The 18,511-nt window shown below is 72.5% G+C and carries 17 protein-coding genes; 11 read left to right on the top strand and 6 right to left on the bottom strand.

Annotated elements, in window-relative coordinates; genetic code table 11:
- Both OF850_RS19495 and lysA read right to left on the bottom strand, forming a co-directional pair.
- A partial coding sequence (locus OF850_RS19495; protein ID WP_301592004.1) for a DUF4175 family protein occupies positions 1–454 on the bottom strand: 454 nt, incomplete at its 3' end.
- Positions 455–617: 163 nt separating this feature from the next.
- The gene (gene lysA / locus OF850_RS19490; protein WP_301592003.1) at positions 618–1,976 is read right to left on the bottom strand and encodes a diaminopimelate decarboxylase; all 1,359 of its coding nucleotides are present in this window, start codon (positions 1,974–1,976) and stop codon (positions 618–620) included.
- Between the two features lie 78 nt (positions 1,977–2,054).
- Between lysA and OF850_RS19485 the strand changes: the two genes are divergently transcribed.
- From OF850_RS19485 to OF850_RS19465, 5 genes are all read left to right on the top strand, one after another.
- On the top strand, positions 2,055–2,507 hold the full coding sequence (locus OF850_RS19485; protein WP_301592002.1) for a hypothetical protein: 453 nt from the start codon (positions 2,055–2,057) through the stop codon (positions 2,505–2,507).
- A 3-nt stretch (positions 2,508–2,510) separates the two neighbouring features.
- Complete coding sequence (locus tag OF850_RS19480; protein ID WP_301592001.1) at positions 2,511–3,167, top strand: glutathione S-transferase family protein; 657 nt, start codon at positions 2,511–2,513, stop codon at positions 3,165–3,167.
- A 92-nt stretch (positions 3,168–3,259) separates the two neighbouring features.
- A complete protein-coding gene (locus tag OF850_RS19475) occupies positions 3,260–4,882 on the top strand; it encodes an ABC-F family ATP-binding cassette domain-containing protein (RefSeq protein ID WP_301592000.1) in 1,623 nt (540 codons plus the stop codon).
- A 114-nt stretch (positions 4,883–4,996) separates the two neighbouring features.
- On the top strand, positions 4,997–5,431 hold the full coding sequence (locus tag OF850_RS19470; RefSeq protein ID WP_301591999.1) for a DUF2231 domain-containing protein: 435 nt from the start codon (positions 4,997–4,999) through the stop codon (positions 5,429–5,431).
- Positions 5,428–6,714 (top strand): PQQ-dependent sugar dehydrogenase, encoded by a 1,287-nt coding sequence (locus tag OF850_RS19465; protein ID WP_301591998.1) that lies wholly within the window; start codon positions 5,428–5,430, stop codon positions 6,712–6,714. Before OF850_RS19470 ends, OF850_RS19465 begins: the two co-directional genes overlap by 4 nt.
- Positions 6,715–6,731: 17 nt before the next feature.
- Here OF850_RS19465 and OF850_RS19460 read toward each other — a convergent pair whose 3' ends face one another.
- A complete protein-coding gene (locus OF850_RS19460; protein WP_301591997.1) occupies positions 6,732–7,673 on the bottom strand; it encodes a glutathione S-transferase family protein in 942 nt (313 codons plus the stop codon).
- A gap of 73 nt (positions 7,674–7,746) precedes the next feature.
- Between OF850_RS19460 and OF850_RS19455 the strand changes: the two genes are divergently transcribed.
- The gene (locus tag OF850_RS19455; RefSeq protein ID WP_301592008.1) at positions 7,747–9,591 is read left to right on the top strand and encodes a transglycosylase domain-containing protein; all 1,845 of its coding nucleotides are present in this window, start codon (positions 7,747–7,749) and stop codon (positions 9,589–9,591) included.
- A complete protein-coding gene (locus OF850_RS19450) occupies positions 9,588–9,977 on the top strand; it encodes a hypothetical protein (RefSeq protein ID WP_301591996.1) in 390 nt (129 codons plus the stop codon). Before OF850_RS19455 ends, OF850_RS19450 begins: the two co-directional genes overlap by 4 nt.
- On the opposite strand, the gene OF850_RS19445 is transcribed toward OF850_RS19450, so the two are convergent.
- Positions 9,962–10,333: a hypothetical protein gene (locus tag OF850_RS19445; protein ID WP_301591995.1), complete on the bottom strand. Its 372-nt coding sequence runs from the start codon at positions 10,331–10,333 to the stop codon at positions 9,962–9,964. The two genes, OF850_RS19450 and OF850_RS19445, sit on opposite strands and share 16 nt — an antisense overlap.
- Positions 10,318–10,926, bottom strand: coding sequence for an RluA family pseudouridine synthase (locus tag OF850_RS19440; protein ID WP_301591994.1), 609 nt, complete (start codon positions 10,924–10,926; stop codon positions 10,318–10,320). The genes OF850_RS19445 and OF850_RS19440 overlap by 16 nt, the downstream gene beginning before the upstream one ends.
- 39 nt (positions 10,927–10,965) lie before the next feature.
- Between OF850_RS19440 and OF850_RS19435 the strand changes: the two genes are divergently transcribed.
- From OF850_RS19435 to OF850_RS19420, 4 genes are all read left to right on the top strand, one after another.
- A complete protein-coding gene (locus OF850_RS19435; RefSeq protein WP_301591993.1) occupies positions 10,966–11,604 on the top strand; it encodes a glutathione S-transferase family protein in 639 nt (212 codons plus the stop codon).
- Positions 11,605–11,614: 10 nt separating this feature from the next.
- Complete coding sequence (locus OF850_RS19430) at positions 11,615–14,863, top strand: PAS domain S-box protein (protein ID WP_301591992.1); 3,249 nt, start codon at positions 11,615–11,617, stop codon at positions 14,861–14,863.
- A gap of 116 nt (positions 14,864–14,979) precedes the next feature.
- Positions 14,980–16,857, top strand: coding sequence for a potassium transporter Kup (locus OF850_RS19425; protein WP_301591991.1), 1,878 nt, complete (start codon positions 14,980–14,982; stop codon positions 16,855–16,857).
- 71 nt (positions 16,858–16,928) lie between these two features.
- Positions 16,929–17,624: a lysophospholipid acyltransferase family protein gene (locus OF850_RS19420; RefSeq protein ID WP_301591990.1), complete on the top strand. Its 696-nt coding sequence runs from the start codon at positions 16,929–16,931 to the stop codon at positions 17,622–17,624.
- Here OF850_RS19420 and OF850_RS19415 read toward each other — a convergent pair.
- On the bottom strand, positions 17,621–18,511 hold the full coding sequence (locus OF850_RS19415) for a sigma-70 family RNA polymerase sigma factor (RefSeq protein ID WP_301591989.1): 891 nt from the start codon (positions 18,509–18,511) through the stop codon (positions 17,621–17,623). The genes OF850_RS19420 and OF850_RS19415 overlap by 4 nt on opposite strands.

Raw genomic sequence — 18,511 nt, 5'->3', positions numbered from 1 at the left:
CCAGCACGGCGACCCCCAGCCCGGCGCGCAGCGCCCGCTGGTCCCGCGCCGCGAGGCCGGGGCGCGGCCAGCCCACGCGCAGCCGCCCGATCCGTGCCCGCATCCGTTCCTGGTGCGCGGCCCAGAGCCCGGGGTCGCCACCGGCCGCGCGGTCCTCCAGCGCGGCCAGCGGGCGGTGGCGCAGGCCGGATTCCGCTTCCAGCCGCCGGTCCGCTTGGGCGGCACCGGGCCGCCGCAGCCCACGCCAGCCGACACGCAGCGCCAGGACCAGCCCCGCCGCGAAGCCCAGCAGCACCAGAAGATGCGTCCAGCCGGGCAGCAGCGCGGGCAGGCCGCTCCACGCGAAGACCAGGAACAGCCCCAGCACCGCCAGCACCGGCCAGGCCGCCAGCCAGGCGCCTTCCCACCACAGGGCGAGGCGGGCGAGGCGGCGCTTCAGGGCGAGGTCACGCATGGGGAGGGCTCCATCGGCGGACACCAAGCGCCCGCCGACCAATTTCCGGCCGCGACGCAACTGGCGCCGCCAGACTGACCAACCCGCCAACTTCGCGGCGAAGCCAAGGCGCCGGAGGCGCCGCCCGGCGCCTGAGGGCGACAATAAAACTGCTGGCCGGCCGTCAACGGGCCTCACCAGGACGGGTGATCCATCCCGGGATGCGCTGCCCGGCCAGCAATTGTTCGTAGCCCTGGCGTTCGCGCACCACGGACCAGTCGGACCCGTTCACCATCACCTCCGCAGCCAGGGGCCGGGCGTTGTAGGTGCTGCTCATGCTCGCACCGTAGGCGCCGGCATCGAGGAACGCCACGAGAGAAGCGGGCGGCAGGGCCGGAAGGTTGCGCCCCTTGGCGAAGGTGTCGCTGCTCTCGCAGACCGGGCCCACCACGTCGGCCGGGGTTTGCGGCGCGTGGAAGGCGGCGGGCGAGACGGGCAGGATGCCGTGCCACGCCTCGTACATGGCGGGGCGCAGCAGGTCGTTCATCGCCGCGTCCAGGATCACGAATCGCCGCCCCGCGGATTGCTTCTCGATCACCACGCGCGACAGCAGCACCCCGGCCGGGCCGGCGATCCAGCGCCCCGGCTCCAGCATGAGCTTCACCCCGGCATCGCCCAGCCCGGCTTTGATGGTGCCGGCCAGCGCGGCGGGGCTGGCCGGGATCTCGTCACGGTAGGGGATGCCGAGGCCGCCGCCGCAATCCACTCGCTCCACCGGCAGGCCCTGGGCCCGCAACTCCCGCACCAGCGACCCGAGCCGGGCATAGGCGGCGGCGTAGGAGCTCACGCCCTGCGTGATCTGCGAGCCGATATGCGTGGCGAGCCCCACCACCTCCAACCCCTCCATGGCGCAGAGCCGCGCATAGAGCGCGGGGGCGAGGGCGATGGGGACGCCGAACTTGTTCTCCGTCAGGCCGGTGGTGATCTTGGCGTGGGTGCGCGCATCCACGTCCGGGTTCACGCGCAGCGCCACGCGCGCCCGGCGGCCGAGGGATCGCGCGAGGGCGTCGAGCATCTCCGCCTCCTCCGCGCTTTCCAGGTTGAGCTGCAGGATGTCCTCGGCGATGGCGAGGCGCATCTCGCGCTCGGTCTTGCCGACGCCGCTGAACACGATGCCCGAGGCGGGCACGCCAGCGGCGCGGGCGGCGCGCAGCTCACCCTCGCTCACCACGTCGGCGCCCAGCCCCTCGCCCGCCAGCAGCGCGACGACGGCGAGGTTCGGGTTGCTCTTGGTCGCGAAATGCACGGTGGCGTCGAGCCCGGCCTCGCGCAGCGCGTCGCACAGGGCGCGGGCGCGGCGGCGCAGCGTGCCTGCGGAATACACCCAGGTCGGGGTGCCCACCGCCTGGGCGATGCGCGCCAGCGGCACCTCCTCCATCATGAGGCCGGCGAGGGCATCGGTGGACAGCGCCGGGCGCTGCGCCAGCAGGTCGGCGAAGGAGGGTTCGGGCGCGTCGTCGCGACGCGGAGCGGGGGCGGCCATGGACGAAAGATATGCGTCCGGAGCAGGAAAACGGGTAGGGGTGTGCTATCATCTTCCCCCAAGGGGAAGGATCACCGCGTGACCGAATCCGTGCCGGAGGAACCGGCGACCGTTGACCTCGTGATCGCGGATCGCGAGGGGAGCCACCGGCTTCATTCGCGCGGGCAGCCATTGCTGATGCTACCGGACGGCGAGTTCGCGATGGACGTGGATGGGCGCGTGCGCAAAGTGGCGCTCCTCACCCTGGGATGCTTCGCGGCGCTCGGCGGACCGCTCTCCTTCGCGTATCTGGACGAGAGGCTGGAGGAGGCTTCCGCTCCCGCCAGAGAGCCCGGCCTTGCGACGCTGCCCGCTGGAGCGCCCCGTCCCGCGAGCTGGGACCTCGTCGAGCGCCACATCGCCGAGGACGGCGAAAGCTTCGGAATTCCCGTCGAGGCGCTGGAAGCGTGGTGGGGCCCGGATGATGAGGCGGGGGATCCGTGGCCTGATTCCGGCGAGATCCGCATTATCCGCTACGACAGGGAGTCCTGAAGCATGGTCACGATCCACGGCGTCCTCCGTTCCCGCGCCTCGCGCAATGTCTGGCTCCTGAAGGAGCTGGGCGTGCCCTTCCGGCATGTCCCGGTCATCCAGGGCTATCGCCTGCCCGATGCCTCGGCGCACGACGCGCCGCTCAACACGACCTCGGCCGAATTCCGCGCCGTGAACCCGAACGGACGCATCCCGGCCATGGAGGATGACGGGCTGGTGCTGTGCGAAAGCCTGGCCATCAACCTCTACCTCGCCAAGAAGCATGGCGGCCCGCTGGCGCCGAAGGATCTGGCCGAGGACGGTCTGATGACCCAGTGGAGCATCTGGGCCATGACCGAGGCGGAGCCGCACACGATCAACGTGCTGTACCACCGTGTGGGCTACCCGCCCGAGCAGCGCGACGCCGCCGTGGCGGAGGCCGCGATCGCCGCGCTGCGCCAGCCCTTCGCCGTGCTGGACGAGGCGCTGGCGAAGGATGGATGGCTGGTGGGCGGCCGCTTCACCGTGGCCGACCTGAACCTCGCGGAGGTGTTCCGCTATGCCCAGCCCGCGCCGGAACTCTTCGAGGCCGCGCCGCGGGCGAAGGCGTGGCTGGCGGCGTGCCAGGCGCGGCCGGCCTTCCGGGAGATGATGGCGGAGCGGGAAAAGGAGCCCGCGTGAGGCGCAGGGCCCCCCGCTAAAGGCCGGACTGCGCCCGGCCGGTCCTCGTGGCATAAGGCCGGCCACCACGGTTCCGAAGCCTTCGCCACCCCATGATCCGCCTCGACAACGTCAGCAAGCAGAACGGCCGCCAGCTCCTGTTCGTGGAGGCCTCGGCGGCGCTCCAGAAGGGAGAGAAGATCGGCCTCGTCGGTCCCAACGGCGCCGGCAAGACGACGCTCTTCCGGCTGGTCACCGGGCAGGAAGCCCCCGACGAGGGCCAGGTCCTGGTGGATCGCGGCATCACCATCGGCTTCTTCAGCCAGGATGTGGGCGAGATGGCCGGGCGCCCGGCCGTGGCCGAGGTGATGGACGGCGCTGGCCCGGTGAGCGAGGTCGCCGCGGAGCTGGCGGCGCTGGAAACCGCCATGGCGGACCCCGGCCGCGCCGACGAGCTGGACAGCATCATCGAGCGCTTCGGCGAGGTGCAGGCCCGCTTCGAGGAGCTGGGCGGCTATGCGCTGGAAGGCCGCGCCCGCGAGTTGCTGGCGGGGCTGGGCTTCACCCAGGCGATGATGGATGGCGACGTGGGCGCGCTTTCGGGCGGCTGGAAGATGCGCGTGGCGCTGGCCCGCATCCTGCTCATGCGGCCCGACGTCATGCTGCTCGACGAGCCGAGCAACCACCTGGACCTGGAAAGCCTCATCTGGCTGGAGCAGTTCCTGGCTGGTTTCGAGGGCGCGCTGCTGCTGACCTCGCACGACCGCGAGTTCATGAACCGCGTGGTCCGCAAGGTGATCGAGATCGACGGCGGCGCGCTCACCACCTACTCGGGCGACTACGCCTTCTATGAGGGCCAGCGCGCGCTGAATGAGAAGCAGCAGCAGGCGCAGTTCGAGCGGCAGCAGGCCATGCTGGCGAAGGAGATCAGCTTCATCGAGCGGTTCAAGGCGCGCGCCTCGCATGCCGCCCAGGTGCAGAGCCGCGTGAAGAAGCTGGACAAGATCGAGCGCGTCGAGCCCCCGAAGCGGCGGCAGAGCGTGTCCTTCGACTTCCCCCCGGCGCCGCGCTCCGGCGACGACGTGGTGAACCTGCGCGCGGTGCACAAGCGCTATGGCGAGCGGACGATCTATGACGGGCTGGACTTCATGGTGCGGCGGCGCGAGCGCTGGTGCGTGCTGGGCGTCAACGGCGCGGGGAAATCCACCCTGCTCAAGCTGGTGGCCGGCGTGACGCAGCCCGACGACGGAACCATCTCCGTCGGAAGCAGCGTGCGGATGGGCTACTTCGCGCAGCACGCCATGGAATCGCTGGATGGTGACCGCACCGTGTTCGGGTCGCTGGAGGATGCCTTCCCGCAGGCGGCGCAGGGATCCCTGCGGAACCTGGCGGGCTGCTTCGGCTTCTCGGGCGACGAGGTGGAAAAGAAGTGCCGCGTCCTGTCGGGTGGGGAGAAGGCGCGCCTCGCCATGGCGCGCATGCTCTACAACCCGCCGAACTTCCTCGTGCTCGACGAGCCGACGAACCACCTGGACATGGCGACCAAGGAAATGCTGGTGGCGGCGCTGGCGCAGTACGAGGGCACGATGCTCTTCGTCTCGCACGACCGGCACTTCCTGGCGGCGCTCTCCACCCGCGTGCTGGAACTGACGCCCGAGGGCGTCCAGCAATATGGTGGCGGCTACACGGAATACGTGGCGCGGACGGGGCAGGAGGCGCCGGGGCTGCACGCCTGACGCGGCCCTGCCGCGCAGAAACCGCGTCGTCGCCGGCCGCGTTGCCCCGCTGAGACGCCGTCCTGGCCGCGCTCCCGCGCCGCCGCGGGCCGCGTCGCAGCGAGAGGAACAGCCATGTCCGCCACCTCCGCCTCCATCCTCTCGAGGCCGGTCCACCCGCTGCACGCCATCCTGCTGGCCTTTCCCCTGCCGCTCTTCCTGGGCGCGCTGCTGGCCGACCTGGCCTATTGGAAGACCTTCCAGATGCAGTGGGCCAATTTCGCCTCCTGGCTCATCGCCGGCGCCCTCCTGATCGGCGGCTTCGCGCTGCTCTGGGCGCTGATCGGCCTGTTCCGCGTTGGCGCCGGCCGCCGGAGGAACGCGGCGCTGTACTTCGTCGTGCTGCTCGCCATGTGGGGGCTCGGCCTCGTCAACGCCCTGGTCCACGCCAAGGACGCCTTCGCGATCATGCCCGAGGCGCTCGTGCTGTCCGCCGTGGTGACGTTGCTCGCGCTCGTCGCGGCCTGGATGGGCTATTCCGGCTTTTCCTCCCGAGGAGCGATCCGATGAAGCGCGCGACCTTTCTGCTCGGCGCCGCGGCGCTGGCGCTCGCCGCCTGCGACGAGAATCCCGCCGCCGAGCAGCGCGGCCTCGACCCGCAGCTTCCGGAGCCGCAGCGCGGGCTGCTGCCCAGCATGACGATCCCGCGGCCCACCGCCTGGGGCAACGAGCTTCCGACCGTGCCGCAGGGCTACCGGATTCAGGCCATCGCCACGAACCTGCGCATCCCGCGCCAGACGCTGATCCTGCCGAATGGCGACATCCTGGTGGCGGAGGGGACAGGCGGCAACGCGCACGCGCTGCGCCCCAAGGACATCATCGCGGGCATCATCAAGAGCTGGGGCAAGACCTCCGTGCCGGGCGGCAACCGCCTCACCCTGCTGCGCGACGCCGATGGCGACGGCAGCTACGAGACGCAGGGCGTCTTCGCGGAGGACCTCAACGCCCCCTACGGCCTCGCCTTCAGCAACGGCGCGATCTACGTGGCCAACCAGGACGAGCTGGTGCGCTTCCCCTACACGGACGGCCAGACGCGCGCGAACGGCCCGCCGGAGCGGGTGGCGGCGCTGCCCTCGGCGATCAACCACCACTGGACCAAGGCGCTGACCGCGAGCCCGGATGGCCGCTTCCTGTATGTCGGCATCGGCTCCAACAGCAACATCACCGAGCGCGGGATGGAGGCCGAGGTCAACCGCGCCATGATCTGGCAGATCGATGCGCAGACCGGCGCGCACCGCCCCTTCGCGACCGGGCTGCGCAACCCCACCGCCCTCACCATCCAGCCCGGCACGGACCGGCTCTGGGCGGTGGTGAACGAGCGGGACGAGATCGGCCCCAACCTCGTGCCCGACTACCTCACCTCCGTGCGCGAGGGCGGGTTCTATGGCTGGCCCTACAGTTACTGGGGCCAGAACGTGGACACGCGCGTGCGCCCGCAAGATCCGGAGCTCGTCGCCGCGGCGATCCGCCCGGACTACGCGCTCGGCTCGCACGTCGCGGCGCTGGGCGTGGCCTTCTCGAACGCCGCGATGGGCGAGCGCTTCGCCGACGGCGTCTTTGTCGGCGAGCATGGCAGCTGGAACCGCAGCCAGCCGGTGGGCTACCGCGTGGTCTTCGTGCCGTTCCGCGACGGCCGTCCCGCGGGCGACCCGGTGGATTTCGCGACCGGCTTCCTCACCCGCGACGGCAATGCGCGCGGCCGGCCGGTCGGTGTCACGGTGGATCCGCGCGGCGCCGTGGTCGTCGCCGACGACCTGTCGAACACGGTCTGGCGGATCACGCCGGAGCGATGACGCGGCGGGGGATGGGACTAGCCCATCCCATCCCGCCCATGCGGCGCGTCCCAATCCACGATCGGCCCCAGCGGCACGATCCCGCCTGGGTTCAGCCGCACGTGGCTTTCGAAATAGTGCCGCTTGATGTGGGCAAAGTCGGTCGTCTCGCCGAAGCCCGGCTGGGCGTAGAGGTCGCGCGCATAGGCCCAGAGATGCGGGTAATCCACCAGCCGCCGCAGATTGCAGCGGAAATGCGTGACATAGACCGCGTCGAACCGCACCAGCGTCGTCCAGAGGCGGATATCGGCCTCGGTCAGCCGGTCGCCCATCAGGTAGCGCTGCCCGGATAGTCGTGTCTCCAGCCAGTCCAGCGCCTCGAAGAGCGGCGCCACCGCTTCCTCGTACGCCTCCTGGCTCGCGGCGAAGCCGGCGCGGTACACGCCGTTGTTCACGTCGCGGTAGACGCGCTCGTTCACCGCGTCGATCTCGGCGCGCAGCGCCTCCGGATACAGTTCTCCCGACCCGCCGAAGGCGCGGTCCAGCATGCGCAGGATCTCGCTGCTCTCGTTGCTGACGATGCGATCCGTCGCGCGGTCCCACAGCACCGGCACCGTCGCCTTGCCCGAATAGTGCGGGTCCGCCTTCGCGTAGAGCTCATGGAGGAAGCGCGCCTGCATCACCGGGTCCGGGAGGACGCCCGGCCCGTCGCGGAAGCTCCACCCGCCCTCGCGCATGCGCCAATGCACGACGGACAGCCCGATCACGCCTTCCAGCCGCCGCCGCGCCCGCTGGATCAGCGTGCGATGCGCCCAGGGGCAGGCCAGCGAGACATAAAGGTGATAGCGCCCTTCCTCCTCCGGGAACTCGCCCTCGCCGAGCGTGTGGCGGAAGGCGGATTCCGCGCGCTGGAAGCGGCCATCCTTCGCGGCCTCGGTGGCGTCGCCTTCCTGCCATTGCCCCTCGATCAGATAGCCCATCGCGTCGCCTCCTGTGTCCTGGCGAAGCTTGGGGGCGCCAGGCGCCGCCGCAACCGCTAGGCTGCCCCGCGTGATGCGCCGCGCGCTGCTTCTTCTCCTGCCTCTGCTCCTTGCCCTGCCGGCGGGACTCTGGGCGCTGGATCGCGCCTTTCCGCCCGACCTGTCGCGTTTCGAGCGCGTCTCGGCGGAGGTTCCGGCCCGCGATGGGCGGCTGCTGCACGCCACCCCCGTCGCGGGCGGCACCTGGCGCCTCCGCACCGCGCCGGAGGACGCGCCGCCCCACCTGCTCGCGCAGCTCCTGAGCGCCGAGGATGCGCGCTTCCCCTTCCACCCGGGCGTAGACCCGCTGGCCCTGGCGCGGGCCGCCGGACAATGGGCGCGCGCCGGGCGGGTGGTGTCGGGCGGCTCGACCCTGTCCATGCAGGCGGCGCGGCTGCTCCATCCGCGCCCGCGCACCCTGCGCTCCAAGGCGATCGAGGCGCTGCGGGCGATGCAGCTGGAATGGCGCCTGGGCAAGCCGGGGGTGCTGGCGGTCTGGCTGACCCTGGCGCCGCAAGGCGGCAACCTCGAAGGGCTGCGCGCCGGGGCGCTGGCCTGGTTCGGGCGGCCGCTCCACGCGCTGGACCCGGCCGAGACCGCCCTGCTCCTCGCCCTGGCGCGGCAGCCGGCCCGCGCCCGGCCCGACCGCCACCCGGAGGCCGCGCGCATCGCCCGCGACGCGGTGCTGCACCAGCGTGCGCCCGGCCTCGCCACCCCAGCCGAGATCGCCCACGCCGCCCTGCCCGCGCGTCGCCACCCCCTGCCCCGCCACGCGCCGCTCACCGCGATGCCCACGCTCGACCTCGACCTGCAGCGCGGCGTGTCCTCCCTGGCGCGCGAGGCGCTGGACCGCCTGCCGCCCGCCGTGTCGCTGGCCATCGTGGTGCTGGAGATCGAGACGGGCGAGTTCCGCGCCCTGTTCGGCGGCGACTGGAACAACCCGCTGCGCGCCGGCCACCTCGACCTTTCCCGCGCCGTGCGCTCGCCGGGCTCGGCGCTGAAGCCCCTGGTCTACGCGCTGGGCTTCGAGGCCGGGCTGGCGCGGCCCGACACGCTGCTGGACGATCTGCCGCGCCGCTTCGGCGCCTACGCGCCGGAGAATTTCGACCGCGCCTTCGCCGGGCGGCTTTCCGTCGCGGATGCCCTGCGGCAGAGCCTGAACGGACCCGCCGTGGCGATGCTGGAGGCGGTGGGCCCGGTGCGCATGGCCACCGCCATGAAGCGCGCCGGAGCCATCCCGCGCTTGCCGCCGGGCGCCGCTCCCACCCTGCCCCTGGCGCTGGGCGGCGTCGGCATCACGCTGCGCGAGCTCGTCACCCTTTATGCCCGCCTGCCCGAGGCGGTGGAGCGCCGCGCGGCGGATGCGGCGCTCGCCGCGCTGGTGCAGCCGTTCGGCGGCCCGCCCGGCATCGCCTGGAAGACCGGCACCTCCTGGGGCGGACGCGATGCCTGGGCGGTGGGGCTGGACCGGCGCCATGCGGTCGGGGTCTGGGTGGGGCGGCCCGACGGCACCGCCATGCCCGGCGCCACCGGCGCGCGCCTTGCCCTGCCCCTCCTGGCGCAGGTCTTCGAGCGCCTGCCCGCCGCGCCGCGCGCGCCCCTGCCCGCGCGCCCGGCCGCCGCCGCCAGCCTGGCCGGCACCGACGCGCTGCGCCTCGTCTTCCCCCCGCCCGGCGCCGCCCTGGCCGAGGCCGGGCGCGTCGTCATCCGCGCCGGGGGCGGCCAGCGCCCGCTGTCCTTTCTGGTGGATGGCGCGCCCATCCCCTCCGACCCCGCCCGGCGCGAGACGGCCTGGACCCCGCCCGGTCCCGGCCGCTACCGGCTTTCCGTGCTGGATGCCGGTGGCGCGGCGGCGGGGGTGGAGCTGCGGGTGCGATGACGCGCGCGATCCCGGCCGCGATCTTCTACGTCCTGGGCGCCTTTGCGCTGGGCATGCTGCTCGGCCCGCTGCGCGAGTTCGTGCTGGCGCCCTGGACCGGCCCCCTGCTCGCCACGCTGCTGGAATTGCCGCTGGTGCTGCTCTGGTCCTGGCTGCTCGCGGGCTGGATCGTCGGGCGCATGGAGGTGCCACTCGGCGGGGCGCGCTGGCTGATGGGCGGGCTGGCGCTGCTGCTTCTGCTGGCGATGGAACTGGCGCTGGGCCGGGTCCTGCGCGGGTGGGATTTCGCCGCCTGGCTCGCGCATCTCGGCACCGAGCCGGGACTCGCTTCGTTGGCCGGCTACTTGGTCTTCGCCGCCCTTCCGGCGCTTCAGCGGCAGCCCTGAGCGCCGAAGCCCTCGCGCACCAGGCGCAGGCGGAAGCGCGCATTCTCCAGCGCGACCCCGATGCGCGCGGCGCTGCCCTCGCTTTCCGCGGGCGCGGCCGCTTCCGCCGCCTCGCGCGCCAGCGCCGCCAGCTCCCGGCAGCCGCAGGCGAGGAGGCGCGGCGGCAGGGCCTCCGCCGCCGCGCGCAGCGACGCGCCCAGTTCGCGGCCCTGCAGGAGGCCGGAGACGGGCTGCGCGGCCATCGCCTCCGCCGCGCGCAGCGTCGTCATGGCGCCGGCGAAGTCGCAGCGCGGGCGTGGCAGCCCCTGCCCCATCAGCGGCAGGGCCAGCAGCGGCAGGATCAGGGCGCGCCGCATCGCCGCCACGCCTCCTCCATGTGCGGCGGCAGCTTCGCGGTGGCGCCCACCGGCGGCTCCAGCTTCAGGCGCAGTTCCCGCGCCAGCAGGTGCAGCCGCCCCGCGCCGCCGCCATAGCGCTCATCCCCCAGGATCGGCGCGCCGAGATGGGCAAGATGGGCGCGGAGCTGGTGCGTCCGCCCCGTGCGCGGCCGCAGCGCCACGGCCACGAGCCCGCCGCCGCGCCCCAGCACGCGCCACTCCGTCCGCGCCGCCTGCCCCTTCGGGTCCACCGCCATCCACCAGCCCCGCTCCTTCGTGGAGCGCTTCAGCAGCGGGGCCTCGCAGACGCCCTCCTCCGGCAGGTCGCCGCGGATGACGGCCCAGTAGGTCTTTTCCGCCTGCCCCGTCGCGAAGAGGCGCCCCAGCGCGGCCATGGCGGGCCTGGTGCGCCCGAAGGCGAGGCAGCCCGAAGTGTCCGTGTCCAGCCGGTGCGCGGGAAGCGGCGCGTGGCGCCGCCCCTGGCGCAGCGCCTCCGCCCAATCCTCCAGCGAGGCGCCGCCGCGCGGCCCCGGATGGACGGGCAGCCCGGCGGGCTTGTCCAGCACGAGCACCGCGTCATCCTGGTGGAGGATTCGCGCGAGGATCTCCCGATGGCCCCAATGCGTCTGCACTGCTTTCCCGAGTCCGGCGGCTGCTACAAGGTCGCCCTCATGCTTGCGCTTTGCGGCGCGGAGTGGGAGGGCGTCTGGGTGGATTACTTCCGCGGCGAGACGCGCACCCCCGAATGGAAGTCCCGCATCTCCGTGATGGGGGAGGTGCCGGTGCTGGAGCACGAAGGCAAGCGCTTCACGCAATCCGGCGTCATCCTCTCGCATCTGTCGCGCCATTCCGGCCGCTTCGCCGCGGCGGATGGCGACGAGGCGCTGCGCTGGCTCCTGTTCGACAACCACAAATTCACGTCCTACCTCGCCACCTGGCGCTTCCTGCTGGGATGGGTGGAGAACCCGGACCCGGCGGTGCTCGCCTTCTTCCGGGCGCGGGTGGAAACGGCCTTCCGGGTGGTCGAGCAACAGCTCGAAGGGCGCGACTTCCTGCTGGGCGATGCGCCGTCAGTCGCCGACATCTCCATGCAGGGCTACCTCCATTATCCGGAAGCGGAATGGCCGCTCGACCACGCGGCGTTTCCGCGCATCGCCGCCTGGCGCGCCCGCTTCGCCGCCATGCCCGGCTACGCCCCGGCCTACGACCTCCTGCCGGGGCCGCGCACGCCAGGGCGGCTCTTCGCCTGAGGGGCGTCCCTTGCCCCTCCGCCACGGGACGGGCAAGGATGCCAAGGGACGCAAGGGAATGCGCGTGGACGACCATCCGGAAACGCGGCGCGGCGCGGGCGCGCTCGCCTTTCTCGCCGGAGAGGGCGAGATGGCGCGCCGCATGGCCGGGCTGGACTGGTCGGCCTCGCCCCTCGGCCCGCCGGAGGGCTGGCCCGCCGCGATCCGCACCACGGCCGCGCTCATGCTCGGCTCCAAGCTCCCCATGTTCATCGCCTGGGGCAGGGAGCTGGGCTTCCTTTACAACGATGCCTGTGCCCGCCTCCTGGGCGCCAAGCATCCGGCGGCGCTGGGCGCGCGGTTCCACGACATCTGGGCGGAAATCCGGCCCGACATCGCGCCGCTGATCGACGCCGTCCTGGCCGGCGAGGCCAGGGTCCACGAGGACCTGCCGCTTCTGGTGCAGCGGAGCGGCAGCGGCGCGGAACGCGCCTGGTTCACCTTCTCCTTCTCGCCGCTGCGCGACGAGATGGGCGCGGTGCTCGGCCTGTTCTGCACCGTCAGCGAAACCACCCAGCGCGTCCTGGCCGAGCGGCGCGACGCCCTGCTCCAGGCGCTGGGCGAAAGGCTGGACACCCTGGCCGAGCCGGAGGCGGTGCGGCGCGCCGCGGCCGAGGCGCTGGCGCGGGAACTGGGCGCCGGCCGCGCCTTCTTCGCCGAGCCGGATGGCGAGGCGGTGCGGGTGATGGGCCTCTGGAGCGACGGCTCCCTGCCCGAGTTCGAAGCGAGGCTGCCGCTCGGCAGCCTTCTCGCGGGCTCCGGCGCGATGCGCGACGGCGCCGCGACGGTGGAAGGCCGGACGTCGCGCCTCGCCGTGCCGCTGCTGCGCGACGGGCGGCACGCGGCCCTGCTCTGCGTGGACGCGCCGCCGACGCGCGCCTGGACGGCGGGCGAAGCCCGCCTCGCCGAGGCGGTGGCGCAGCGCGGCTGGGCCGCCTCCTCCCGCGCCGCGACCGAGGCGCAGGCCCAGGTCAGCGAGGCGCATCTCGCCGCCATCTTCGCCCAGGCCACGGTGGGCATCGCCGAGGCGGACAGCACCGGGCGCTTCCTGCGCATGAACGACCGCTACTGCGGGATCGTCGGCCGCCCGCGCGAGGCGCTGCTGGCGCTGCGCATGCAGGACATCACCCATCCGGGCGACCTCGGGGACAACCTGCCCCTCTTCGACCACGCCGCGCGCGACGGCGCCTCCTTCGAGATCGTGAAGCGCTATCTCCGCCCCGACGGCTCCACCGTCTGGGTGCACAACAACGTCACCGCCCTGCGCGAGGCCGATGGCCGCGTGGCGACCATCCTGTGCATCACGGTCGACCTGACGGAGCAGCGCCGCGCCGAGGAAGCGCTGCGCGACAGCGAGGCGCGGCTGCGCCTCGGCCTGGAAGCCGGGCGCATGGTGACCTGGGAGATGGACCTCGCCACCCGTGACATCCGCCGCTCCGCCAATGCCGAGGCGGTGTTCGGCCCGGGCGGCCGGTCCGAGGACTTCTACAACCGCATGCCGCCCGAGGATGCGCGCGCCGTGGCGGAGGCGATGCGCGCCGCGGTCGAGGATGGGGCGCCCTTCGAGGCGGAGTTCCGTTACCACCATCCGGATGGACGCATGCTCTGGCTGCACAACCAGGGGCGCATCCTGCGCGACCCGGCGGGGCGGGCGGTGCGCGCCCATGGCATCTGCCGCGACGTCACCGCCCGGCGGCGCGCGGAGGAGGCGCTGCGCGCCCTGAACGAACGGCTGGAGGCGGAGGTGGACGCCCGCACGCGCGAGCGCAACCGCATCTTCGAGCTGTCCAACGACCTGTTCGGCATCCTGGGCGGCGACGGCTTCCTTTCGGAGGTGAACCCCGCCTGGTCCAGGCTGCTCGGCTTCAGCCGGGCGGAGATCCTGTCCCGCCCGCTCAGCGCCTCCGTGCATCCCGACGACGTGCCGCGCATTGCCGCGCTGCTGGACAGGCTGCGCGCCGGCCAGCCCGTCGAGGGGTTCGAGGACCGGATGCGGCGCGCCGATGGCGGCTACTCCACCATCGCCTGGACGGTGGTGATGGAGGAGGGGAAGTTCTATGCCGTGGGCCGCGACGTGACGCGCGAGCGCGAGCGCGAGGAGGCGCTGCGCCAGCTGCAGAAGATGGAGGCGATCGGCCAGCTCACCGGCGGCATCGCGCATGACTTCAACAACCTGCTCGGCGCGGTGGTGGGCGGGCTGGACCTGATCTGCCGCCGCCCGGAGGACCCCGCCCAGGTGCGGCGCTGGGCGGAGCACGGGCTGGAGGCGGCGGAGCGCGGGGCGCGCCTCACCGCCCAACTCCTCGCCTTTTCCCGCTCCCAGCGCATCGAGAGCCGCCCCTTGCGCCTCGCCCGGCTGGTGGAGGGGATGCGCGACCTGCTGGCCCGCACCCTCGGCCCCGCGGTGGCGATCCGGCTGGCGCTGGAGGAGGGCGAGGCCTTCGTCCTGTCCGACCCCACGCAAATGGAGATGGCGCTGCTCAACCTCGCCATCAACGCGCGCGACGCCATGCCGGGGGGCGGGGAATTGCTGATCGGGACGCGCCGCGTCGCCATCGCGCAGGATGCGGAGCTGGAGCCGGGCGAATACGTGGAGCTTTCCGTGTGCGACACGGGGGGCGGCATGACCGCCGAGGTCGCGGCGCGCGCCTTCGACCCGTTCTTCACCACCAAGGGCGTCGGCGAGGGCACCGGGCTCGGCCTGTCCCAGGTTTATGGCATCGCGCGCCAGGCCGGCGGCACGGCCCGGATCGAGAGCGTGCCGGGCAAGGGCACCACCGTGCGCCTCCTCCTCCCGCGCAGCGAGGCCGCGCCGGGGGGAAGCGAGGCGGATGCCGCCCATGCCGAGGCCCGGCCGAGCGGCGCCGGGATCCTGGTGGTGGATGACGACCCGGAGATGCGCGGCATGCTGGCGGAGCAGCTGGCTGCTCTGGGCCACGCGGTGCGCGTCGCGGCGGACGGGCCCACCGGCCTTGCCGCGCTGGAGGAGGGCGTCCCCGACCTCGTCATGCTGGATTTCGCCATGCCGGGCATGAACGGGGCGGAAGTGGCGCGGCGCATCCGCGCGAGCCGCCCAGATCTGCCCATCCTCTTCGCCACGGGCTTCGCCGATACGGCGGCGATCGAGGCGGCCGCAGGCCCCGGCGTTCCCGTGCTCCGCAAGCCCTTCCGCCTCGCCGAGCTGCAGATGGCGCTGGCCGAGGCGCTGCGGCGCGGCTGAGCGGCGGTGCGCGCCTCCTTTTCCGCAACCCTGTCCCGCGCCGGGCGACGCTGGATGCCCGCCCCGGGCAGGAATAACCCTCCGCGCCGGCCAGAACCCCCCTTCGAGGCTTCCCAATGTCCGCCGATCCCAACCGCAAGCTGACGACCGCCGGGCTGATCGGCGTGCTCGGCGTCGTCTACGGCGACATCGGCACCTCGCCGCTCTACGCGCTGAAGGCGGCGCTCTCCCACTTCACCGAGGGCGGGATCGAGGATTGGGAGGTGCTGGGCATCCTGTCCCTCATCTTCTGGTCGCTGATGCTCACCGTGACGATCAAGTACGTGCTGATCGTCATGCGCGCCGACAACCGCGGCGAAGGCGGGATCATGGCGCTGATGGCGCTGGCCCAGCGCACCGCCACGCGCCCGCGCGGGCGGCTGATGATCGCCTTCCTCGGCATCGCCGGCGCCGCGCTGTTCCTGGGCGACGGCATGATCACCCCCGCGATCTCCGTCCTCGCGGCGGTGGAAGGGCTGGAGGTGATCGAGCCGGGGCTGAAGGAGATGGTGATCCCCATCTCGCTCGGCGTGCTGCTGGCGCTGTTCCTGGTGCAGTGGCGCGGCACGGGCAGCATCGGCGCGCTGTTCGGGCCGATCTGCGCCGTCTGGTTCGCCGTGCTCGGCACGCTGGGTCTGATGGAGGCGCTGCACTACCCGGCCGTCTTCGCCGCGCTGTCGCCGCACTACGCCGTGCAGTTCTGCGTGCACTACCACCTGGCCGCCTTCATCGCGATGGGCAGCGTGGTGCTGGCGGTGACGGGGGCCGAGGCGCTCTATGCCGACATGGGTCATTTCGGCCGCAAGCCGATCCAGCTCGCCTGGGTCGCCTTCGTGCTGCCGGCTCTGACGCTGAACTACATGGGGCAGGGGGCGCTGCTGCTGCGCGACCCCTCGGCCATCGAGAACCCGTTCTTCCTGCTGGCGCCGGAATGGTTCCGCTTCTTCCTGGTGATCCTGGCGACGATGGCAACCATCATCGCGTCCCAGGCCATGATCTCCGGTGCCTATTCCATCGCGCGGCAATGCGTGCAGATGGGCTTCTCGCCGCGCCTCGAGGTGCGCCACACCTCCGCGACGGAGGAGGGGCAGATCTACATGCCCCAGGTGAACAGCGCGCTGCTGATCGGCGTGATCATCCTGGTGCTGGAGTTCCGCGATTCCGAGGCGCTGGCCGCCGCCTACGGCCTCGCGGTGACGGGCACCTTCCTGTGCACCACCACCCTGGCGCTGATCGTGTTCCACCGGCAATTCGGCTGGAACCGCGCACTGCTGGCGCTGGTCTTCGGGCCGATCCTTCTGCTCGACATCGCCTATTTCATCGCCACCGCGCTGAAGATCCCCGATGGCGGCTACGTGCCCATCTTGATCGGCGCCGTCGCCTTCACGCTGATGTACGTGTGGTATCGCGGCCGGCAGCTGCTCTTCGCCCGCATCCGGCAGGACGGGCTGCCGCTCGCCTCCTTCCTGGCGCGCCTGCCGCAATCGCGCACCACGCGCGTGCCCGGCATCGCCGTGTTCATGACCGGCCAGGCCGACCACCTGCCCGGCGCGCTGCTGCACAACCTCAAGCACAACAAGGTGCTGCACGAGCGCGTGCTCTTCGTCACGGTGCTGAACGAGGACATCCCCCAGGTCGCGCCCGAGCGCCGCTCGGAGGTGACGGAGCTGGCCGACCGCATCCACCGCGTCATCATCCGCTACGGCTTCCAGGAAAGCCCGGACATCCCGCGCGATCTGGAGCGGCTGCACCAAGCGCAGTTCATCACCTACGAGCCGATGCAGGCCTCCTACTTCCTCGGCCGCGAAACGATCGTCTCGGCGGCCGTGCCGCGCATGCGGGGCTGGCAGCAATGGCTCTTCACCGTGATGAGCCGGAACTCCCTGCCCGCCACCGAGTTCTTCCGCATCCCGCCGGACCGCGTGGTGGAACTCGGCGTGCGCATCGCGATCTGACCCGGGCCTGCGCGCCGGGCCGCCTTCCGGCAGGGTGGACTTCCGCGCGGTTCCGTTGCACCCCGCGCCGCATGCTCGCCCTGCGTTCCCTCCTGTTCAACGTGCTGTTCTTCGGCCTGACCGCGACGGTCGGCTTCCTGGCCCTGCCCCTGTTCCTGGGGCCGAACGCCTTCGTGCGCCGGATGATGCATCTCTGGTGCGGGCTGATGGTGAGGATGCTGTACGTGGTCTGCGGCACGCGCGTCGAGCTACGGGGGCGCGAGCACCTGCCCGCCTCCGGGCCGGCGCTGATCGCCTCCAAGCACCAGTCGACCTTCGACACCTTTGTCTGGTTCGCGCTGGTGCCCGACGTCGCCTTCGTGATGAAGCGCGAGTTGTTCCTGCTGCCGATCTATGGCTGGTACGCGAAGTGGACGGGGCATCTCGGCGTGGACCGCACGGGCGGCATGGCGGCGATGCGAAAGCTGATGCGCGACGGCAAGCACGCCGCGGCGGAAGGCCGGCAGATCGTGATCTTCCCCGAGGGCACCCGCACCGCCCCTGGCGAGCGCATCCCCTACCAGCCCGGCGTGCAGGCCCTGGCGCAGACCACAGGGCTTCCCGTCACGCCCGTGGCGACCAATTCCGGCCTGTTCTGGCCGCGCCGCTCCTTCCTGAAGCGCCCCGGCACGCTGCGCATCCACATCCTGCCGCCGCTTTCGGGCCGGGGCCAGCTGATGGAGCGGCTAGAAGCGGCGATCGAGGCCGAACAGGCGCGGCTGGACTAGGGAAGCAGCCGAGCGCGCACCGCGCCGAGCTTGTCCGGATTGCGCATCACGTAGATCGCGACCACCTGTCCGTCGCGGATCTCCAGCGCCGTGGTCTGCGGCAGCCCGTCCGCCTCCCGCGTCACGAAGCCGGGCAAGGCGTTGATGCGGCCCAGATGCAGCAATTCCGGCGCCGCGGCGCGCTTGCGCGCCAGCCCGGCAAAGAACCGCCCCACCTTCTCCGCGCCTTCGATCAGGTTTCGCGCCGCGGGGCGGATGCCGCCGCCATCCGTGTGCAGCACCACGTCGCGGGCCAGCAGCGCGCGCAGCCCCGCCTCGTCGCCCTCGCGCGAGGCGGCGAGAAAGGCCTCGGCGATGCGCCGCGCCTCCGCTTCTGGCACTTCGCGGCGCGGCTCCTCCGCCTCCAGCCGGGCCCGCGCCCGCTCGGCCAGCTTGCGGCAGCCGGCCTCCGTCCGCCGCAGCAGCGCGGCGATCTCCAGGAAGGGGGTGCCGAACAGGTCGTGCAGGATCCACACCGCGCGCTCGGCCGGATTGAGCCGCTGCAGGGTGAGCAGGAAGGCGACGGACAGGTCCTGCGCGCGCATCCGCTCCGCCTCCTGCGGCGGCTCCTCCGAGTCCAGCACCGGCTCGGGCAGCCAGGGGCCGACATAGATCTCCCGCCGGTGCCGCGCCGATTTCAGGTGGTCGAGGCTGAGCCGCGCCGCCACCTTCAGCAGCCAGGCGCGCGGCACCTCGATCCGGTCGCGCTCGGCGGCGTTCCAGCGCAGGAACACCTCCTGCGCGATGTCCTCCGCCGTCGCGAGCGAGCCGGTCATGCGGTAGGCGAGGCCCACGAGGTCGCCGCGCAGCGCGGCAAAGGGCGCCGCGACCTCGTCGGGCCCGGCCAT

Origin of the sequence: Sabulicella glaciei, from assembly GCF_026183895.1 — a bacterium.
Taxonomy (GTDB): Bacteria; Pseudomonadota; Alphaproteobacteria; order Acetobacterales; family Acetobacteraceae; genus Roseococcus; species Roseococcus glaciei.
This window is presented reverse-complemented; position numbering and strand designations above follow the sequence as displayed.